This window comes from Vibrio scophthalmi (genome assembly GCF_040869025.1).
Classification (GTDB): domain Bacteria; phylum Pseudomonadota; class Gammaproteobacteria; order Enterobacterales; family Vibrionaceae; genus Vibrio; species Vibrio scophthalmi.
The window spans coordinates 555,791-569,454 of the sequence record NZ_CP134271.1 but is presented as its reverse complement, the minus strand read 5'-3'; the positions used below and the strand labels follow the sequence as shown (position 1 = coordinate 569,454).

Here is a 13,664-nt window from a genome sequence, read left to right as displayed (position 1 = left end):
GTCTTCTCTTGCTTAAGCTTTGGTAGCTTGTTGCAGTTTTAATAGCGCATTAGCCAGTTCTGGTGAAGGCGAAGAATGCAACAATGGCAAGAGCACCATACGCAGCTCAGGTAACATGACTAAATCTGCAAAAAGCTGATTGAAGAGTGCTTGGTTACCCGTTTGCGCTAAGCGGAGAAGAAATTGTTCAGCAGTCGTTGCGTTGGCGAGTAAATGCCAGCAGCGGCCTGCAATGCCGATCAGAACTTCTTGGTGACTTAAACGTGGATGAGCCAGGATTGCATCAATCAGTGGTGCAGAAATGGTGATGTCAGCTCCGGCAAGCGCGCGCGCATAAGCGGATAGCAAAAATAGATCGGGATTCTGACCGTCGATCTCAATGCGTGCAAGCTCAGCGATACGCGTAGCCAGTTTCTCTTTGATATCGACATGCTCAAGCGCCCCCAAGGTGGCATAGAGCGGTTCGTTGGGTAAGTGTTTGAGTGCTTTACGGAGCGATACGCCATTCTCTTCTTGGCCTAAACGGGCACACATATCTGTGATGCCTTGCAAACCGACAGTCTGCCATTTTTCCCAGCCGAGGCCGCCAGAGAAATAGTGTTGAGCATGTTCGTAGTATTGGCTGCATGGAAGATTTAATTCGGCACGAATCTGGCTGTGAAACACCGCCATTTTTTCTTCAGCAGGCTTAAACGTATAAGGATTATTCGCCAATTTTTGCTGTTGGTCTTCATTCATCTCTTGGTTTAAGCGTGTCCCCATTGCTTCTAATACATACTTAATGAAGTTGCCGACTTCTGTCTGCTTTAGCAAGCCGCGTTCATCGAGTTCAAACTTGAGAAACCAAATCCAAGGTTGCTTCGCTTCGTTCCAATAGGCAATCGCAAGGTGCGCTTTACGTTGCAACGGATATGGGTAAGGTTGCTGACCCTGTTCAATATCGGCAAAGGTTTGGTTTGAGATGGTTTTAATTCGACGTCCCAAATCAAAGATTTGGTAATTACAGCCGCTGTTTTTTAACAGTTCACTTAGAGTATGAATCGTATCCATGGAAGACTTTTCCTAACTTTCTTTCCCTTATAGATGGTACTCTATGCGCTATTTTCAAGGTCCTCGACAAAGATAAATGAAACAAGATATTCCTTTGCTGGCATTATTAGATGAGCTAGAGCTGCAAATGCGCACTCTAGGGTGTTGGCAACATGAAATGCCCTCCTCACAAGCATTGGCGAGTATAGAGCCTTTTGCGATTGATACTCTTGAGCCGCAGCAATGGTTGCAGTGGGTGTTTTTGCCGAAAATTCGCGCCATGATTAATGCTCAACAACCGCTGCCATCAGGATTCTCTATGGCCGCTTATTTTGAACAGAGCTGGCAGCAGCAGGCGCAATTCTCAGCGTTAATTGCGGTCATTCGCCGTATCGATCAAGAGGTCGCTTAGATGTTAGAAATCGTTTATCAGGACGAATATTTTATTGCGATTAATAAGCCAGCAGGCATGTTGGTGCATCGCAGTTGGCTCGATAAGCATGAAACGCAATTTGCTATGCAAACCTTGCGCGATCAAATTGGGCAGCATGTTTTTCCTTTACATCGACTAGATCGACCAACATCTGGTGTCTTAGTGTTTGGTTTATCTAGCGAGATTGCTGCGAAAATGATGCCCATCTTTGCTAACCATGAAATGAAGAAAACCTATCATGCGGTGGTACGCGGTTGGATAGAAGAGGGCGGGCGTCTTGATTACGCCTTGAAAGTCGATCTGGATAAAATTGCCGATAAATTCGCTAAGCAAGATCAAGAAGCGCAAGAAGCGATCACCGATTACCTTCCTTTGGCGAAAGTAGAAGTACCTCATTCCACGGGCAAGTTCCCAACGACGCGTTATAGCATGGTGGAATTGAGCCCTCTAACCGGACGTAAACACCAGCTACGTCGCCATATGGCTCATCTGCGTCACCCGATCGTCGGAGACACGACCCATGGTGAAGGTCGTCATAATCGCTTGTTCAATAATGTTTATGATTCGCATCGTTTGCTTTTGCATGCCTCATCGCTTGAATTTATTCATCCGTTTACGCAAGAGAAACTCACTATATCCGCCGGATTTGATCACACGTGGCACTCTTTGAGTGAGCAATTTCACTGGCCACTCCCGCAGTAGTTTTGACTAGCCCAGCTTTGCTGGGTTTTTTTTGTTTATTTACCCCTTAGCGTTGCTCAATAGGTTGCAGTGCAAGCTATACACTGAAAAGTAATGACTAAGAAATATTTTGTTTCATTTTTGAGATGTTAATTCCTAATGCCATAAACAGTATGTATGAACGGTAAAAAACAATACTTCCAGTGAATAATTTCAACATAGAATTCGCACGCTATGAGATTTTGGCTATTTATCCTCGCCAAAATGAGTCGCGTATCTTCGGCCGAGATGCAGAAAATTCGATTTCTATTTGTTATCAATGATCCGTTGTGGAAGTTCTAATGATGAAAAAAACATTACTCTCTTGCTTGATTGGCGCCAGCATTGTCGGCTCTGTACCGAGTTTCGCTAATCAAGAAAATACATATTTTCAAAGCGTCTACCAAGATACCTACGAGCAAATTAATCAACGTATTGAAGCATTGCGACAACTGGCGATGAACGATGAAAATGTTATTGTTGAAGATGGTGTTCGCTACCTTGTCGTTAACGACTCTCGTTACAAGTTGAACAAAGACAACTATCTGCGATTTGAGGCAACATTCCCTAATTTTTATGATGAAACGACCTTCCGTAATGTATTTGATTTTCTAGATTCATCTTGGGAGTTAACTTGGTACGAAGGCGGTATGATCGCCGTTAATAAAACCTTCGGCAATTACGATTGGGATCAAGGCTGTCTTTTAGAATATGTCCCGAATGGATTTATTGGGAACTCTGGTGTCGAGCGAGTATTGATGGAAACCGATACTTGCTCATTAAACGATTTTAATAAAGAAGTCGCTTTCATTACGAAGCCTGAAAAGATCGAATTAACAGATTTTGAGCAAAATGGCTTTGAAGTTACGGCAGTGGATACTTATCAAAATCGCCTTTACGTGACTCATTCAAAAGGTGGTGAAGGTACCGTTAGTATTTATGACCTTGCAAGCCAAGCGCTGCTAGGCACTATTGATGGTTATGAAAAAGACGGGGTACATCATGCTTATAACGTTATTACCGAGCTGAATGTCCATGATGATAAGCTGTATGTATCTTCACTCTCTGCAAACCGCGTCGATATCTTCGATTTAACCAATGACCATGCCCATGTAATGTCTTTGGGTACTGGTGAATGGAATGGCGAAAATGCCATTGTTCATGCGCAAGCTTCGGCGGCAAACCAAGACTACGTATTTGTTTCTGATGCGATGGGCATCAATGTCTACCGTCAGCAAGATGCGACACCTGAAAATCATGGTCAATTAGGACGCTATGCTTCACTGCGCTTTGGGAATGGTCAAGATACCTACCGCAAAGTGCAAATGCATGTGATTGGCGATTATTTGATTGCCAATGTGATGGGGCGAGAATATTACATCTATGATATTACGCAAATTGAAAACAGTGTTGCTACGCCACTGGAGCCAGTTAAGGTAGTCAGTAGCGCGATTCAAAAAATGGCTCTACTTAACGATAGCTTAATGGTGAGTGAGCACTCGAAGTTACGCTTCCAAGCGGTCGATGATTTCATTGCTAATGATTTCCAGTTCAGCGAAACGGCGCAAACCATCGAGCAAATCAGCGGCACTTCGGTGGGCAACCATCGTGATATCGCCCTTACTGATCAGTACATGGTATTGGCAAATGATGAGGCTTTAAGTATTGCTCGTCATCAGAATAAGGCGATTCAATTTGTCGCGGACAAGAGTGTTGAAACCAGTAAAATTAGCTTCGACTCTATACCAGCAATGTCGGTCAGTAAAATTTTACAGAATGATGAAAGCTACGACACGTTAATCAATGAAGACCTTCGTTCAGTTCGCGTGAATTCATTGGTAAAAACAGAGCTGCTTGATCACGATATGATTAAGATCACCAGCTATGTGGCACAAGACCTCACTGACATTAATATTGAAATGCGTTTCAACGGATTAAATAAGTGGTTTACGTTAGGTAATTTCGATCGTATTCCAGCATTTACTCAGATCATTTTACCTTTGTCGGCGTTTGGCGATCAGTATCAATTCAATAGCGCTAATCGTGATGGCGTGTTCGATTTAAGTGAGTTTGTTGATAGTGGATTGGATATCAAAGCTGCGCTAACCACTCGTTTTTCGTCTGATACCGATAAGTTTGCTCAGGTATTGACCAGTTTAAAACCAAGTTGGAACCTTGTGTTCGCGCCGGACTGGGGGGGGAACTGGCGCTCGATTAACGGTCTGTATGCGCGTGAGTGGATTGTTATTATGACTAACTTCGCTTACATGATGTCGCAGGAAGAGTTCAAGCATTTGTGGTTTAACTTCAATACGGTGTTTGGCCACGATATGTCGGGCCCGAACAGCCAAGAAGATGTGTTTACCGCCGAAGAGTACCAACACTACTACGATGGTATGCTTGCACGTGACAAGATCCAGTTGGGCGTTGTGAACTATGGTGGTTTGGGGGGCTTATCGGGGTATGGCGTCTTTACTCCGACATTCTATTCACACTATTACGGTGAATGGGAAATCGTGCCGCACGAATTTGGCCATGGTTCAGACGGTAAAACCTTTTTCCCAGATGGTTCAAGTTTTGCTGCAAGTTGGTTTGGTTGGCAGCCGTTTATGCATGCGTTAGGTAACTACCATATTCGTAAAGGTGACTTACCGTATATGGACGACAAAATCAGCGGTTTCTTTAAAGAGGAAAATGCCGCTTACCGCTATGATCCGATTCAAGATTGGCGTCGTACCTACCGAGCAGATACGCACATGAACACTGTTGATACTTACTTCATGAGTTTCTCGACGATGCCGCAAGGATGGTTTGAAAATAATAGCACCTTTGATTTGAATCAATTGAGTAAGCAAGAACGTTTAATCTTGGCGCGCTTCAATGTGGAGGGCAACAGTGAGTATGCTTGTCGTTTCAATTTTGTTGATGGTGATGACAGTGTCGTACTTTATGGCCATGTGAAACAAGACGAGAATGGTGACCGTACCTGTATCGGTGGTGATGCGCTTTATTTCCAAAAATCAGATGGTAGTAAAGCTGAGATTGTCTCGCCTCTCAACCAATTTGATTGGTTATCCCTGCATAAGCCTGAGTCTCATGGCGAGCCTGTTGTGGATAGTCAAGGAGCGACATTATGCAGCACTTATCATGCTGAATTTTACGGTATGGGCTATCAAACCGAATTGGGCCAATGTGTACAAGATGAACGCGTTCGTGTTCAAAATGGAAACCACTGGCTGCTAGGTTCTCACGTAAGTAGCTATTTCTATAACTAATTCTATAGAGTATAAAAAAGCCCTCGAGAGAGGGCTTTCTGAATTTGGCAGCTTAACGAAGGAATCGAGTCACTTGGCTTGGTTATTTCGCCAAATAGTCACGGATGGCTTGTTCAATACCTTGAGCATCTAAGCCAAGTTCTGCGTACAGTTCTTCTTGAGTACCTTGCGGCACAAAGTAGTCCGGCAAACCAAGGTTCAATACTGGTTTGAGGATCTTCTCGTGCATCATGTATTCAATCACACCTGCGCCAGCACCGCCAGCAATGGCATTTTCTTCGATCGTTACTAGTACGTCGTGATCGGCGGCAAGCTGTTTAATCAAATCATGATCGAGAGGCTTTGCAAAGCGCATATCTGCGACCGTAGCATTCAGTGCTTTGGCTGCTTCAAGTGCGTTTGGCATGAAAGTACCGAAGTTTAGAATCGCTACTTTTTCACCTTGACGAACCAAACGACCTTTACCTATTTCAAGTGCGGTAAACTCAGTTTCAATGTCGGTACCCATACCGCTACCACGTGGGTAACGTACCGCACTTGGACCAGTGTGAATATGACCGGTGTAGAGCATTTGACGACACTCATTTTCGTCACTTGGTGTCATAATCACCATATTAGGAATGCAGCGCATAAAGCTAATATCAAACGCACCTTGGTGAGTTTGACCATCAGCGCCAACCAAGCCCGCACGGTCAATGGCGAACATCACAGGCAAGTCCATGATCGCTACGTCGTGGATCAATTGATCATAACCGCGTTGTAAGAACGTTGAGTAAATAGCCACAATCGGGCGGTTGCCCGCAATCGCCATACCTGTCGCTAGTGTTACGGCATGTTGCTCAGCAATCGCAACGTCAAAGTACTGCTGTGGAAATTCTTTCGAGAAACGAACCATGCCTGAGCCTTCACGCATTGCTGGCGTAATCGCCATCAACTTAGGATCTTGCGCGGCCATATCACACAGGAAGTCACCGAAAATCTTAGAGAAAGTCGGTTTGCTGCTGGTGCTCTTTGGCAAGCTCGAATGGCTTGGATCGAATTTTGGTACGCCATGATAACCAATCGGATCTTTCTCCGCTGGCTCATAGCCTTTACCTTTTTTGGTCATAATGTGCAGAAATTGTGGGCCTTTAAGTTCACGCATATTCTTGAGTGTTTTCACTAACTCAATCACATCATGGCCATCCACTGGGCCGATATAGTTAAAACCAAGCTCTTCAAATAAAGTGCCCGGGATCATCATGCCTTTTAAGTGTTCTTCTGTACGTCGTACCAACTCTTTGATTGGTGGTACTCCTGAAAGTACGCGTTTGCCACCTTCTCGAATTGAGGTATAAAAGTTACCCGATAGCAGTTGTGCAAGGTGGTTATTCAATGCACCGACGTTCTCAGAAATCGACATCTCGTTGTCGTTGAGGATCACCAACATATCTGGATGAATGTCACCGGCGTGGTTCATCGCTTCAAAGGCCATACCTGCGGTAATTGCACCATCACCAATGACACTAACAACTTTACGATTCTGCGCTTCTTTGTGAGCACTGATTGCCATGCCAAGTGCTGCGCTAATCGATGTTGATGAGTGGCCGACAGAAAGCGTGTCGTATTCGCTTTCACCACGCCATGGGAACGGGTGCAGCCCGCCTTTTTGGCGAATGGTTGGCATCTGCTCACGGCGACCGGTCAGAATTTTGTGTGGGTATGCTTGGTGGCCTACGTCCCAAATAAGTTGATCAAACGGGGTTTTATAGACGTAGTGAAGCGCCACGGTTAATTCAACCGTGCCTAACCCTGATGCCAAGTGACCACTCGACTGGCTCACAGAGTTCAAAAGATAGGTGCGTAGCTCATCACATAGCTTGGGCAGCACATCTTTCGGTAGGCTGCGCAGCTCATCAGGCGTATTTGCCAGTGCCAGTGTTGGGTACTTTGATATATCAAGAGTCATAGTATTGCGCGCTTATAGTGTTAATTTTTGCGCTCGATGACGTATCGGGCGAACTCTTCTAGTAATCGGGTATTGTAGGGGATCGCTTGCAAAGCTTGAAGCGCTTCCTCTAATAGATTGTTAGCTTTATTTACAGCACCCTCTAATCCTAGCAAAGCCGGGTAGGTACTTTTATTTAATTCTTGGTCCGAGCCTTGTGGCTTACCAAGGGTTTCTGTGTCGCCGATGATATCTAAAATATCGTCTTGTACTTGGAATGCTAAACCGATGGCATCGGCGTATTTATCCAGTAAAGGCAATACTTCAACGCCTTTTTCACCAGCGGCGAGTGCGCCTAAACGAATCGCACATTTCATCAATGCGCCAGTCTTATTACGGTGAATTTCTTCCAACTCACTCAAGCTGACCAAACGATTTTCCGCTTGCAGGTCAAGCGACTGACCCATACACATGCCGGCTGCGCCAGAGGCTTGTGCCAGCACTTGTACCATTTTAATACGTTGTGCTTCGGCGATCGGATTAAGTTGACCTTCAGCCAAAATGGTAAAAGCCATTGTTTGCAGTGCATCGCCAGTTAAAATCGCGGTCGCTTCGTCAAATTTGATATGGCAAGTCATTTGGCCACGACGCAGTTCGTCGTCGTCCATCGCGGGCAAGTCATCGTGAATCAGCGAGTAAGCATGAATGCATTCAACGGCGGAGGCTGGCGTATCGAGATGCTCGACGTCACAACCTAGCATTTGCCCTGTGATATAGACTAAAAATGGACGTGCACGTTTTCCGCCTAGTAAAAGGCCGTAACGCATCGCTTCAATCAGCGTTTGATTTTGATGTGGATATTGCTCTAGCCACCATTCGAGTTGCTGGCTATTTCGTTGTTGAAACGATGTTAATGCTTCAAGCATACAGTAATCTTCTAACGGTATTATTCAGGCTGAGAGGAAAAATCAGATAACGGTGCGTCATCGTCATTTTGCAATAAGATGCTAACGCGCTGTTCGGCGTCATTCAGTTTGCTTTGGCCTGCACGAGCTAAAGAGATGCCACGCTCAAATTTCTTCAGCGCATCATCCAGCGCTAAATCTCCATTTTCTAAGTCTTCAACGATGGTATCTAACTCGTCAATGGTCGCCTCAAAGGTCATATTTTCAGGTTTCTTGCTCGCCATAATATTTCTAGATTAGGAAAGATGCACGAAAGTTACCTTAGCCGCTAATGATGGTCAAATTTAACCGCGGAAAATTGTGGTAAAAATCGAGCTTAAACAGGGTTAATGTCGCATTAAAAACGGCTTATGACTGTTGGTGTTGAGTATCAATTTGGTTACAGAACGCTACTCGCGCAACAAAAGTAACCATTCATTTGGGGAGAATGTGAGTGTGATACCAATAAAAAGCTAAAGATTCACAACCGCAGCCGATATAATTCCAGAGAAAGTTTAAAAGGTTAGCATGAGGAGTGCTTTGTGGATTTAGCAACGCTAATTGGACTCATTGGCGGTTTCGCATTCGTTATTATGGCGATGCTACTAGGCGGAAGCCTAGGGATGTTCGTCGATACTACGTCTATCTTAATCGTAATTGGCGGTTCTTCTTTTATTGTGTTGATGAAGTTCACCGCGGGGCAATTCTTTGGCGCAGCAAAAATTGCTGGCAAAGCATTCATGTTTAAAACCGATGAGCCAGAAGATTTGATTGCTAAGATTGTCGAAATGGCGGATGCCGCGCGTAAAGGTGGTTTCTTAGCACTTGAAGAGATGGAAATTACCAACAGCTTCATGCAAAAAGGGATCGACTTACTGGTTGATGGCCATGATGCTGATGTGGTGCGTTCGGCACTGCAAAAAGATATCGCGTTAACGGACGAGCGTCATGAGAAAGGCACTAGCGTATTTAAAGCCTATGGTGATGTTGCCCCCGCGATGGGGATGATCGGTACTTTGGTGGGTCTTGTTGCGATGCTTTCCAACATGGACGACCCGAAGTCGATTGGTCCTGCAATGGCGGTGGCACTTTTAACCACACTCTACGGTGCGGTATTGTCTAACATGGTGTTCTTCCCGATTGCCGATAAATTGTCACTGCGTCGTGAACAAGAAAAACTCAATCGTCGTTTGATCATGGATGGCGTGCTGGCAATTCAAGATGGCCAAAACCCGCGCGTGATTGATAGCTACCTGAAAAATTACCTCAATGAAGGCAAACGAGCCATCGACGTGGACGGTTAGTAAGGAATCGCTATGGATGATGAGAACGACTGTAAATGTCCCCCACCGGGTGCCCCGTTATGGATGACGACATTTTCAGACTTAATGACGCTGCTAATGTGTTTCTTCGTACTGCTGTTGTCATTTTCAGAGATGGACGTACTGAAGTTTAAACAAATCGCGGGTTCGATGAAGTTTGCTTTCGGTGTACAGAATCGACTAGAAGTGAAAGATATTCCTAAAGGCACCAGCATTATCGCTCAGGAATTCCGCCCTGGTCGCCCAGAGCCGACGCCGATCGATGTGATTATGCAGCAGACCATCGACATTACTCAGCAGACGCTAGAGTTTCATGAAGGTGAGTCAGATCGTGCTGGTGGCACCCAACGTGAGAAAGGTAAATTGACCGGTGGTCAATCACCAGAAACGTCAACCAAAGACAATCAGAATACCGAATCAGATAAAGAACAATCGCAAGAATCTGAGATGTCGCAAGAGATGGAGACCTTGTCTGAAGCGCTGAAAAAAGCGTTAGAACGCGAGATCAAAGATGGTGCAATTGAAGTCGAAAACCTCGGTCAACAGATTGTGATTCGAATTCGTGAGAAAGGGGCATTCCCAGCCGGTTCTGCGTTCTTGCAACCTAAGTTCCGTCCGTTGGTGCGTCAGGTGGCTGAGTTGGTCAAGGATGTTCCGGGGATCGTTCGCGTTTCAGGTCATACCGACAATCAACGTTTAGATTCGGAACTGTATCGTTCAAATTGGGATCTCTCCGCGCAGCGTGCGGTGTCTGTCGCGCAAGAGATGGAGAAGGTCCGTGGTTTTTCTCATCAGCGCTTGCGTGTTCGTGGCATGGCCGATACGGAACCGTTGGGGCCTAATGATACTGAACTACAACGTTCGAAAAACCGTCGGGTTGAGATCAGTATTATGCAAGGTAAACCGCTCTATAGCGATGAAGTTCCCGCTATCGGTCACTAATAAATGACTAAACTAAAAAGACGAGCATCACGCTCGTCTTTTTTATGCTCTTTTCATCATGTATAATCCGCGCCCTTAGGATCTCTATACTGTGATGCTCGTGAATAAACGGCCGGTATATTGATGATGATTGCGAATAACTGTTAACCAGTGAAGTGAAGTATGAAATTTATTGTAAAACCTCATCCAGAAATTTTTGTAAAAAGTGAATCGGTGCGAAAACGCTTCACAAAGATTCTTGAAGGGAACATTCGCAACATTATCAGAAACCGTACTTCGGCTGTTGCGGTATTTAACCGTCGCGACCACATTGAAGTCACGTCAGAGAGCGATCAGTACTACAAAGAAGTACTAGAAATCCTGACACACACACCAGGCATTCATCATGTACTGGAAGTGAAGCAGTCAGAATTTACCGATTTACACAATATCTATGAGCAAGTGCTAGAACTTAGCGGCCCATTGGTAGAAAACAAAACGTTTGTGGTACGTGCTAAACGTCGTGGTCAACATGACTTTACCTCTATCGAACTAGAGCGTTATGTTGGTGGCGGTCTAAACCAAGCCGTTGCAACCGCAAAAGTGAAACTGAAATCGCCAGATGTGACGATTAAAGTAGAAGTAGACCACGATAAACTGAACCAGATCCTTGCGCGTCATAAAGGCCTAGGTGGTTTCCCTCTAGGGACACAAGAAGATCTATTGAGCCTGATTTCAGGTGGTTTCGACTCAGGCGTTTCGAGCTACCTGCACATCAAACGTGGTTCAAAAGTGCACTACTGTTTCTTCAATCTTGGTGGCCCTGCACACGAGATTGGTGTTAAACAAGTCGCGCATTACCTATGGAACAAATATGGCTCATCAGCCAAAGTGCGTTTCATCTCGGTGGACTTTGATCCTGTTGTTGCTGAAATCCTTGAAAAAGTCGATGACGGCCAAATGGGCGTTATCCTGAAGCGCATGTTTATGCGTGCGGCAGGTATGATTGCTGAGAAGTATGATATTCAAGCGCTTGTGACAGGTGAAGCTCTAGGCCAAGTATCGAGCCAAACGCTAACCAACCTCCGTCATATTGATAACGTGACAGATACCTTGATTCTACGTCCTCTTATCAACTGGGATAAAGAAGACATCATCAACGTTGCGCGTGATATTGGTACCGAAGATTTTGCAAAAACGATGCCTGAATACTGTGGTGTTATTTCTAAAAAGCCAACAGTGAAAGCGGTGAAATCGAAGCTAGAAGCTGAAGAAGCGAAATTTGACTTTGATATCCTAGAGCGTGTTGTTCTTGAAGCGCGCAGCATGGATATCCGTGAAATTGCGAAACAAACGGAAGAAGCGGTTCCTGAAGTTGAGCAAGTTCAAGCGGTTGAAGAGAATGCTGTTGTGCTTGATATTCGTAGCCCAGATGAAGAAGACGAGAGCCCACTTGAGATTGATGGTGTTGAAGTAAAACACCTACCGTTCTACAAGCTAGGCACTCAGTTTGGTGATCTTGACCAGAGTAAGACCTACCTTCTTTACTGTGAGCGCGGTGTAATGAGCCGTCTGCAAGCGCTTTACTTGCAAGAGCAAGGCTTTGCTAACGTGAAAGTTTACCGTCCATAGCCAGAGGCGAACGACGTTAGTGTTGGTGCATGGTTAGTGCATCGATGACTGAGAATAAAGGCGCAAATCGTTGATTCGGTTTGCGCTTTTTTGTTTTTGTGGGAATAGAGAAAGCGAGAAGAGAGAAGCGAGAGCGGAGAAGGCGAGAGACGAGAAAAGCGAGATTCCCTGGTGGAATGACCCCTTAAAAGTAGACACTGAGGGTTAATTCATTAGTTCAAAATCTATGGGACTCACTCCACCTAGAGTCCCATGTCTTCTTACTGGATTGTAATACGTATCGATATAAAGTCGACTTTGCATTGTCATTTCCTGACGAGACATCCCACCTAGATTGCTAATCCACTCTTTTTTATACTGAGCAAAGAAGCTTTCTGAACAGGCATTATCCCAGCAATTTCCTTTACGCGACATACTCACGGTAATCGCCTTTTTCCTATGCCATCGTAAAGTTTCTAGCGCTCGATATTGAACACCTTGGTCCGAATGAAACATTAACTTCCGGCCATCTGGTCGGCGGCTTTTCCATGCCTTATTCAGCGTTTTTAGCACTAAACAAGCGCTGTTTATACGACTTGTTGACCACCCGACCACCTTTCGCGAATACAAATCTAATATGACACAAAGGTAATTCCAGCCTTCTTTACATCGAACTTGAGTTATATCCGAAGCCCAAACTTGATTTGGCTTACTTACGTCAAATTGGCGGTTGAGAAGATTGTACGCAGGCATAAGCGTTTTCTGTCTAGGTGCTCGACCATGACGCTTTTTACTGGCCTTGGAACGATAACCTAATGACTGCAATAACCTTTGAACTCGCTTCTTATTGCAAATAAAACCATAAGCCACCGCGGCTTCCCATAGCTTCCGGTAGCCGGGGATACAATGTTGCCTATCACTTTCCTCTTTCAGGAAGTCGAGCAAACTGTCATTGCCTTGCTCTCGCACACTTGGTTTTCGATGAAGCCATTTATAGTAACCAGCAGACGATACGCCTAGCCATTGGCACAGCCTTATCACAGGTCGCTGAATGCTCGTATATTTTAGAATGTATTCAAATCTTATTCTTTTAGGCTGTCGAAGTAGACTTTCGCTTCCTTTAAGAATTCGTTCTCCATCTCCGCCATTTCAAGACGTTTTTTCAGTCTTCGAATTTCTTTTTCTAATTGAACAACGGATTTTTCCGGCCCTGTGTTAGGAAGAGGGGGTGAGGTGTTTTTTTGAGAGGTCATTTCAGTCCTCCATTTGGACAGTAAACTAGGGGAAATACCTAATGATTTCGCCACTGATATTACGGTATCTGGAGAATCTAAAGATTGCTGTACGGCCTGTTTCTTGAAATCGTCTGAATGTTTTCGGACTGTTTTTACTTTCATAGCACTCTAATTCCAATATTGAGTGTCTACTTTATTGGGGTCATTCCATATCACGCTCGTGCCTCGCTGTAGGGAATGACGAGGT

At 44.9% G+C, this 13,664-nt stretch carries 11 protein-coding genes; 6 read left to right on the top strand and 5 right to left on the bottom strand.

The features are described from left to right. Positions 1-12: 12 nt before the first annotated feature. Positions 13-1,050 carry a DUF3549 family protein gene (locus RJD38_RS02495; protein ID WP_005598997.1) on the bottom strand — a complete coding sequence of 346 codons (1,038 nt, stop codon included), beginning with the start codon at positions 1,048-1,050 and terminating at the stop codon, positions 13-15. A gap of 76 nt (positions 1,051-1,126) precedes the next feature. Between RJD38_RS02495 and RJD38_RS02490 the strand changes: the two genes are divergently transcribed. The 3 genes from RJD38_RS02490 to RJD38_RS02480 all read left to right on the top strand — a co-directional run bounded on the left by RJD38_RS02490 (position 1,127) and on the right by RJD38_RS02480 (position 5,457). Next, positions 1,127-1,441 carry a YqcC family protein gene (locus tag RJD38_RS02490; RefSeq protein ID WP_005598995.1) on the top strand — a complete coding sequence of 105 codons (315 nt, stop codon included), beginning with the start codon at positions 1,127-1,129 and terminating at the stop codon, positions 1,439-1,441. Further along, on the top strand, positions 1,442-2,164 hold the full coding sequence (gene truC, locus RJD38_RS02485) for a tRNA pseudouridine(65) synthase TruC (RefSeq protein ID WP_065430753.1): 723 nt from the start codon (positions 1,442-1,444) through the stop codon (positions 2,162-2,164). Positions 2,165-2,484: 320 nt separating this feature from the next. Beyond that, the gene (locus RJD38_RS02480) at positions 2,485-5,457 is read left to right on the top strand and encodes a YncE family protein (RefSeq protein ID WP_005598990.1); all 2,973 of its coding nucleotides are present in this window, start codon (positions 2,485-2,487) and stop codon (positions 5,455-5,457) included. An 82-nt stretch (positions 5,458-5,539) separates the two neighbouring features. On the opposite strand, the gene dxs is transcribed toward RJD38_RS02480, so the two are convergent. The 3 genes from dxs to xseB are packed head-to-tail and all read right to left on the bottom strand — an operon-like array spanning position 5,540 to position 8,573. Then, a complete protein-coding gene (dxs, locus tag RJD38_RS02475; protein ID WP_009384544.1) occupies positions 5,540-7,405 on the bottom strand; it encodes a 1-deoxy-D-xylulose-5-phosphate synthase in 1,866 nt (621 codons plus the stop codon). A 20-nt stretch (positions 7,406-7,425) separates the two neighbouring features. Then, positions 7,426-8,310 (bottom strand): (2E,6E)-farnesyl diphosphate synthase, encoded by an 885-nt coding sequence (gene ispA, locus RJD38_RS02470; protein ID WP_005598987.1) that lies wholly within the window; start codon positions 8,308-8,310, stop codon positions 7,426-7,428. A 20-nt stretch (positions 8,311-8,330) separates the two neighbouring features. Continuing rightward, positions 8,331-8,573: an exodeoxyribonuclease VII small subunit gene (xseB, locus tag RJD38_RS02465; RefSeq protein ID WP_005598985.1), complete on the bottom strand. Its 243-nt coding sequence runs from the start codon at positions 8,571-8,573 to the stop codon at positions 8,331-8,333. Between the two features lie 297 nt (positions 8,574-8,870). On the opposite strand from xseB, the gene pomA reads away from it, so the two are divergent. The 3 genes from pomA (at position 8,871) to thiI (ending at position 12,203) form a co-directional block, all read left to right on the top strand. After that, positions 8,871-9,632 carry a flagellar motor protein PomA gene (gene pomA / locus RJD38_RS02460; protein WP_005598983.1) on the top strand — a complete coding sequence of 254 codons (762 nt, stop codon included), beginning with the start codon at positions 8,871-8,873 and terminating at the stop codon, positions 9,630-9,632. Positions 9,633-9,644: 12 nt separating this feature from the next. Beyond that, on the top strand, positions 9,645-10,592 hold the full coding sequence (locus RJD38_RS02455) for a flagellar motor protein MotB (protein WP_065430749.1): 948 nt from the start codon (positions 9,645-9,647) through the stop codon (positions 10,590-10,592). A gap of 162 nt (positions 10,593-10,754) precedes the next feature. Further along, the gene (gene thiI / locus RJD38_RS02450) at positions 10,755-12,203 is read left to right on the top strand and encodes a tRNA uracil 4-sulfurtransferase ThiI (RefSeq protein ID WP_005598979.1); all 1,449 of its coding nucleotides are present in this window, start codon (positions 10,755-10,757) and stop codon (positions 12,201-12,203) included. 204 nt (positions 12,204-12,407) lie between these two features. Here thiI and RJD38_RS02445 read toward each other — a convergent pair. Continuing rightward, a protein-coding gene (locus tag RJD38_RS02445) for an IS3 family transposase (protein WP_156773151.1) occupies positions 12,408-13,579 on the bottom strand; the annotation gives its coding sequence in 2 pieces (ribosomal slippage) (positions 12,408-13,297 and positions 13,297-13,579; 1,173 coding nt in all). Positions 13,580-13,664: the final 85 nt, after the last annotated feature.

What these genes read in the sequence shown, in the direction of transcription:
- RJD38_RS02495 (WP_005598997.1), bottom strand. Translation starts at nt 1,050, where the DNA reads ATGGATACGATTCATACTCTAAGTGAACTGTTAAAAAACAGCGGCTGT.
- RJD38_RS02455 (WP_065430749.1), top strand. Translation starts at nt 9,645, where the DNA reads ATGGATGATGAGAACGACTGTAAATGTCCCCCACCGGGTGCCCCGTTA.
- dxs (WP_009384544.1), bottom strand. Translation starts at nt 7,405, where the DNA reads ATGACTCTTGATATATCAAAGTACCCAACACTGGCACTGGCAAATACG.
- RJD38_RS02480 (WP_005598990.1), top strand. Translation starts at nt 2,485, where the DNA reads ATGATGAAAAAAACATTACTCTCTTGCTTGATTGGCGCCAGCATTGTC.
- truC (WP_065430753.1), top strand. Translation starts at nt 1,442, where the DNA reads ATGTTAGAAATCGTTTATCAGGACGAATATTTTATTGCGATTAATAAG.
- xseB (WP_005598985.1), bottom strand. Translation starts at nt 8,573, where the DNA reads ATGGCGAGCAAGAAACCTGAAAATATGACCTTTGAGGCGACCATTGAC.
- ispA (WP_005598987.1), bottom strand. Translation starts at nt 8,310, where the DNA reads ATGCTTGAAGCATTAACATCGTTTCAACAACGAAATAGCCAGCAACTC.
- RJD38_RS02490 (WP_005598995.1), top strand. Translation starts at nt 1,127, where the DNA reads ATGAAACAAGATATTCCTTTGCTGGCATTATTAGATGAGCTAGAGCTG.
- thiI (WP_005598979.1), top strand. Translation starts at nt 10,755, where the DNA reads ATGAAATTTATTGTAAAACCTCATCCAGAAATTTTTGTAAAAAGTGAA.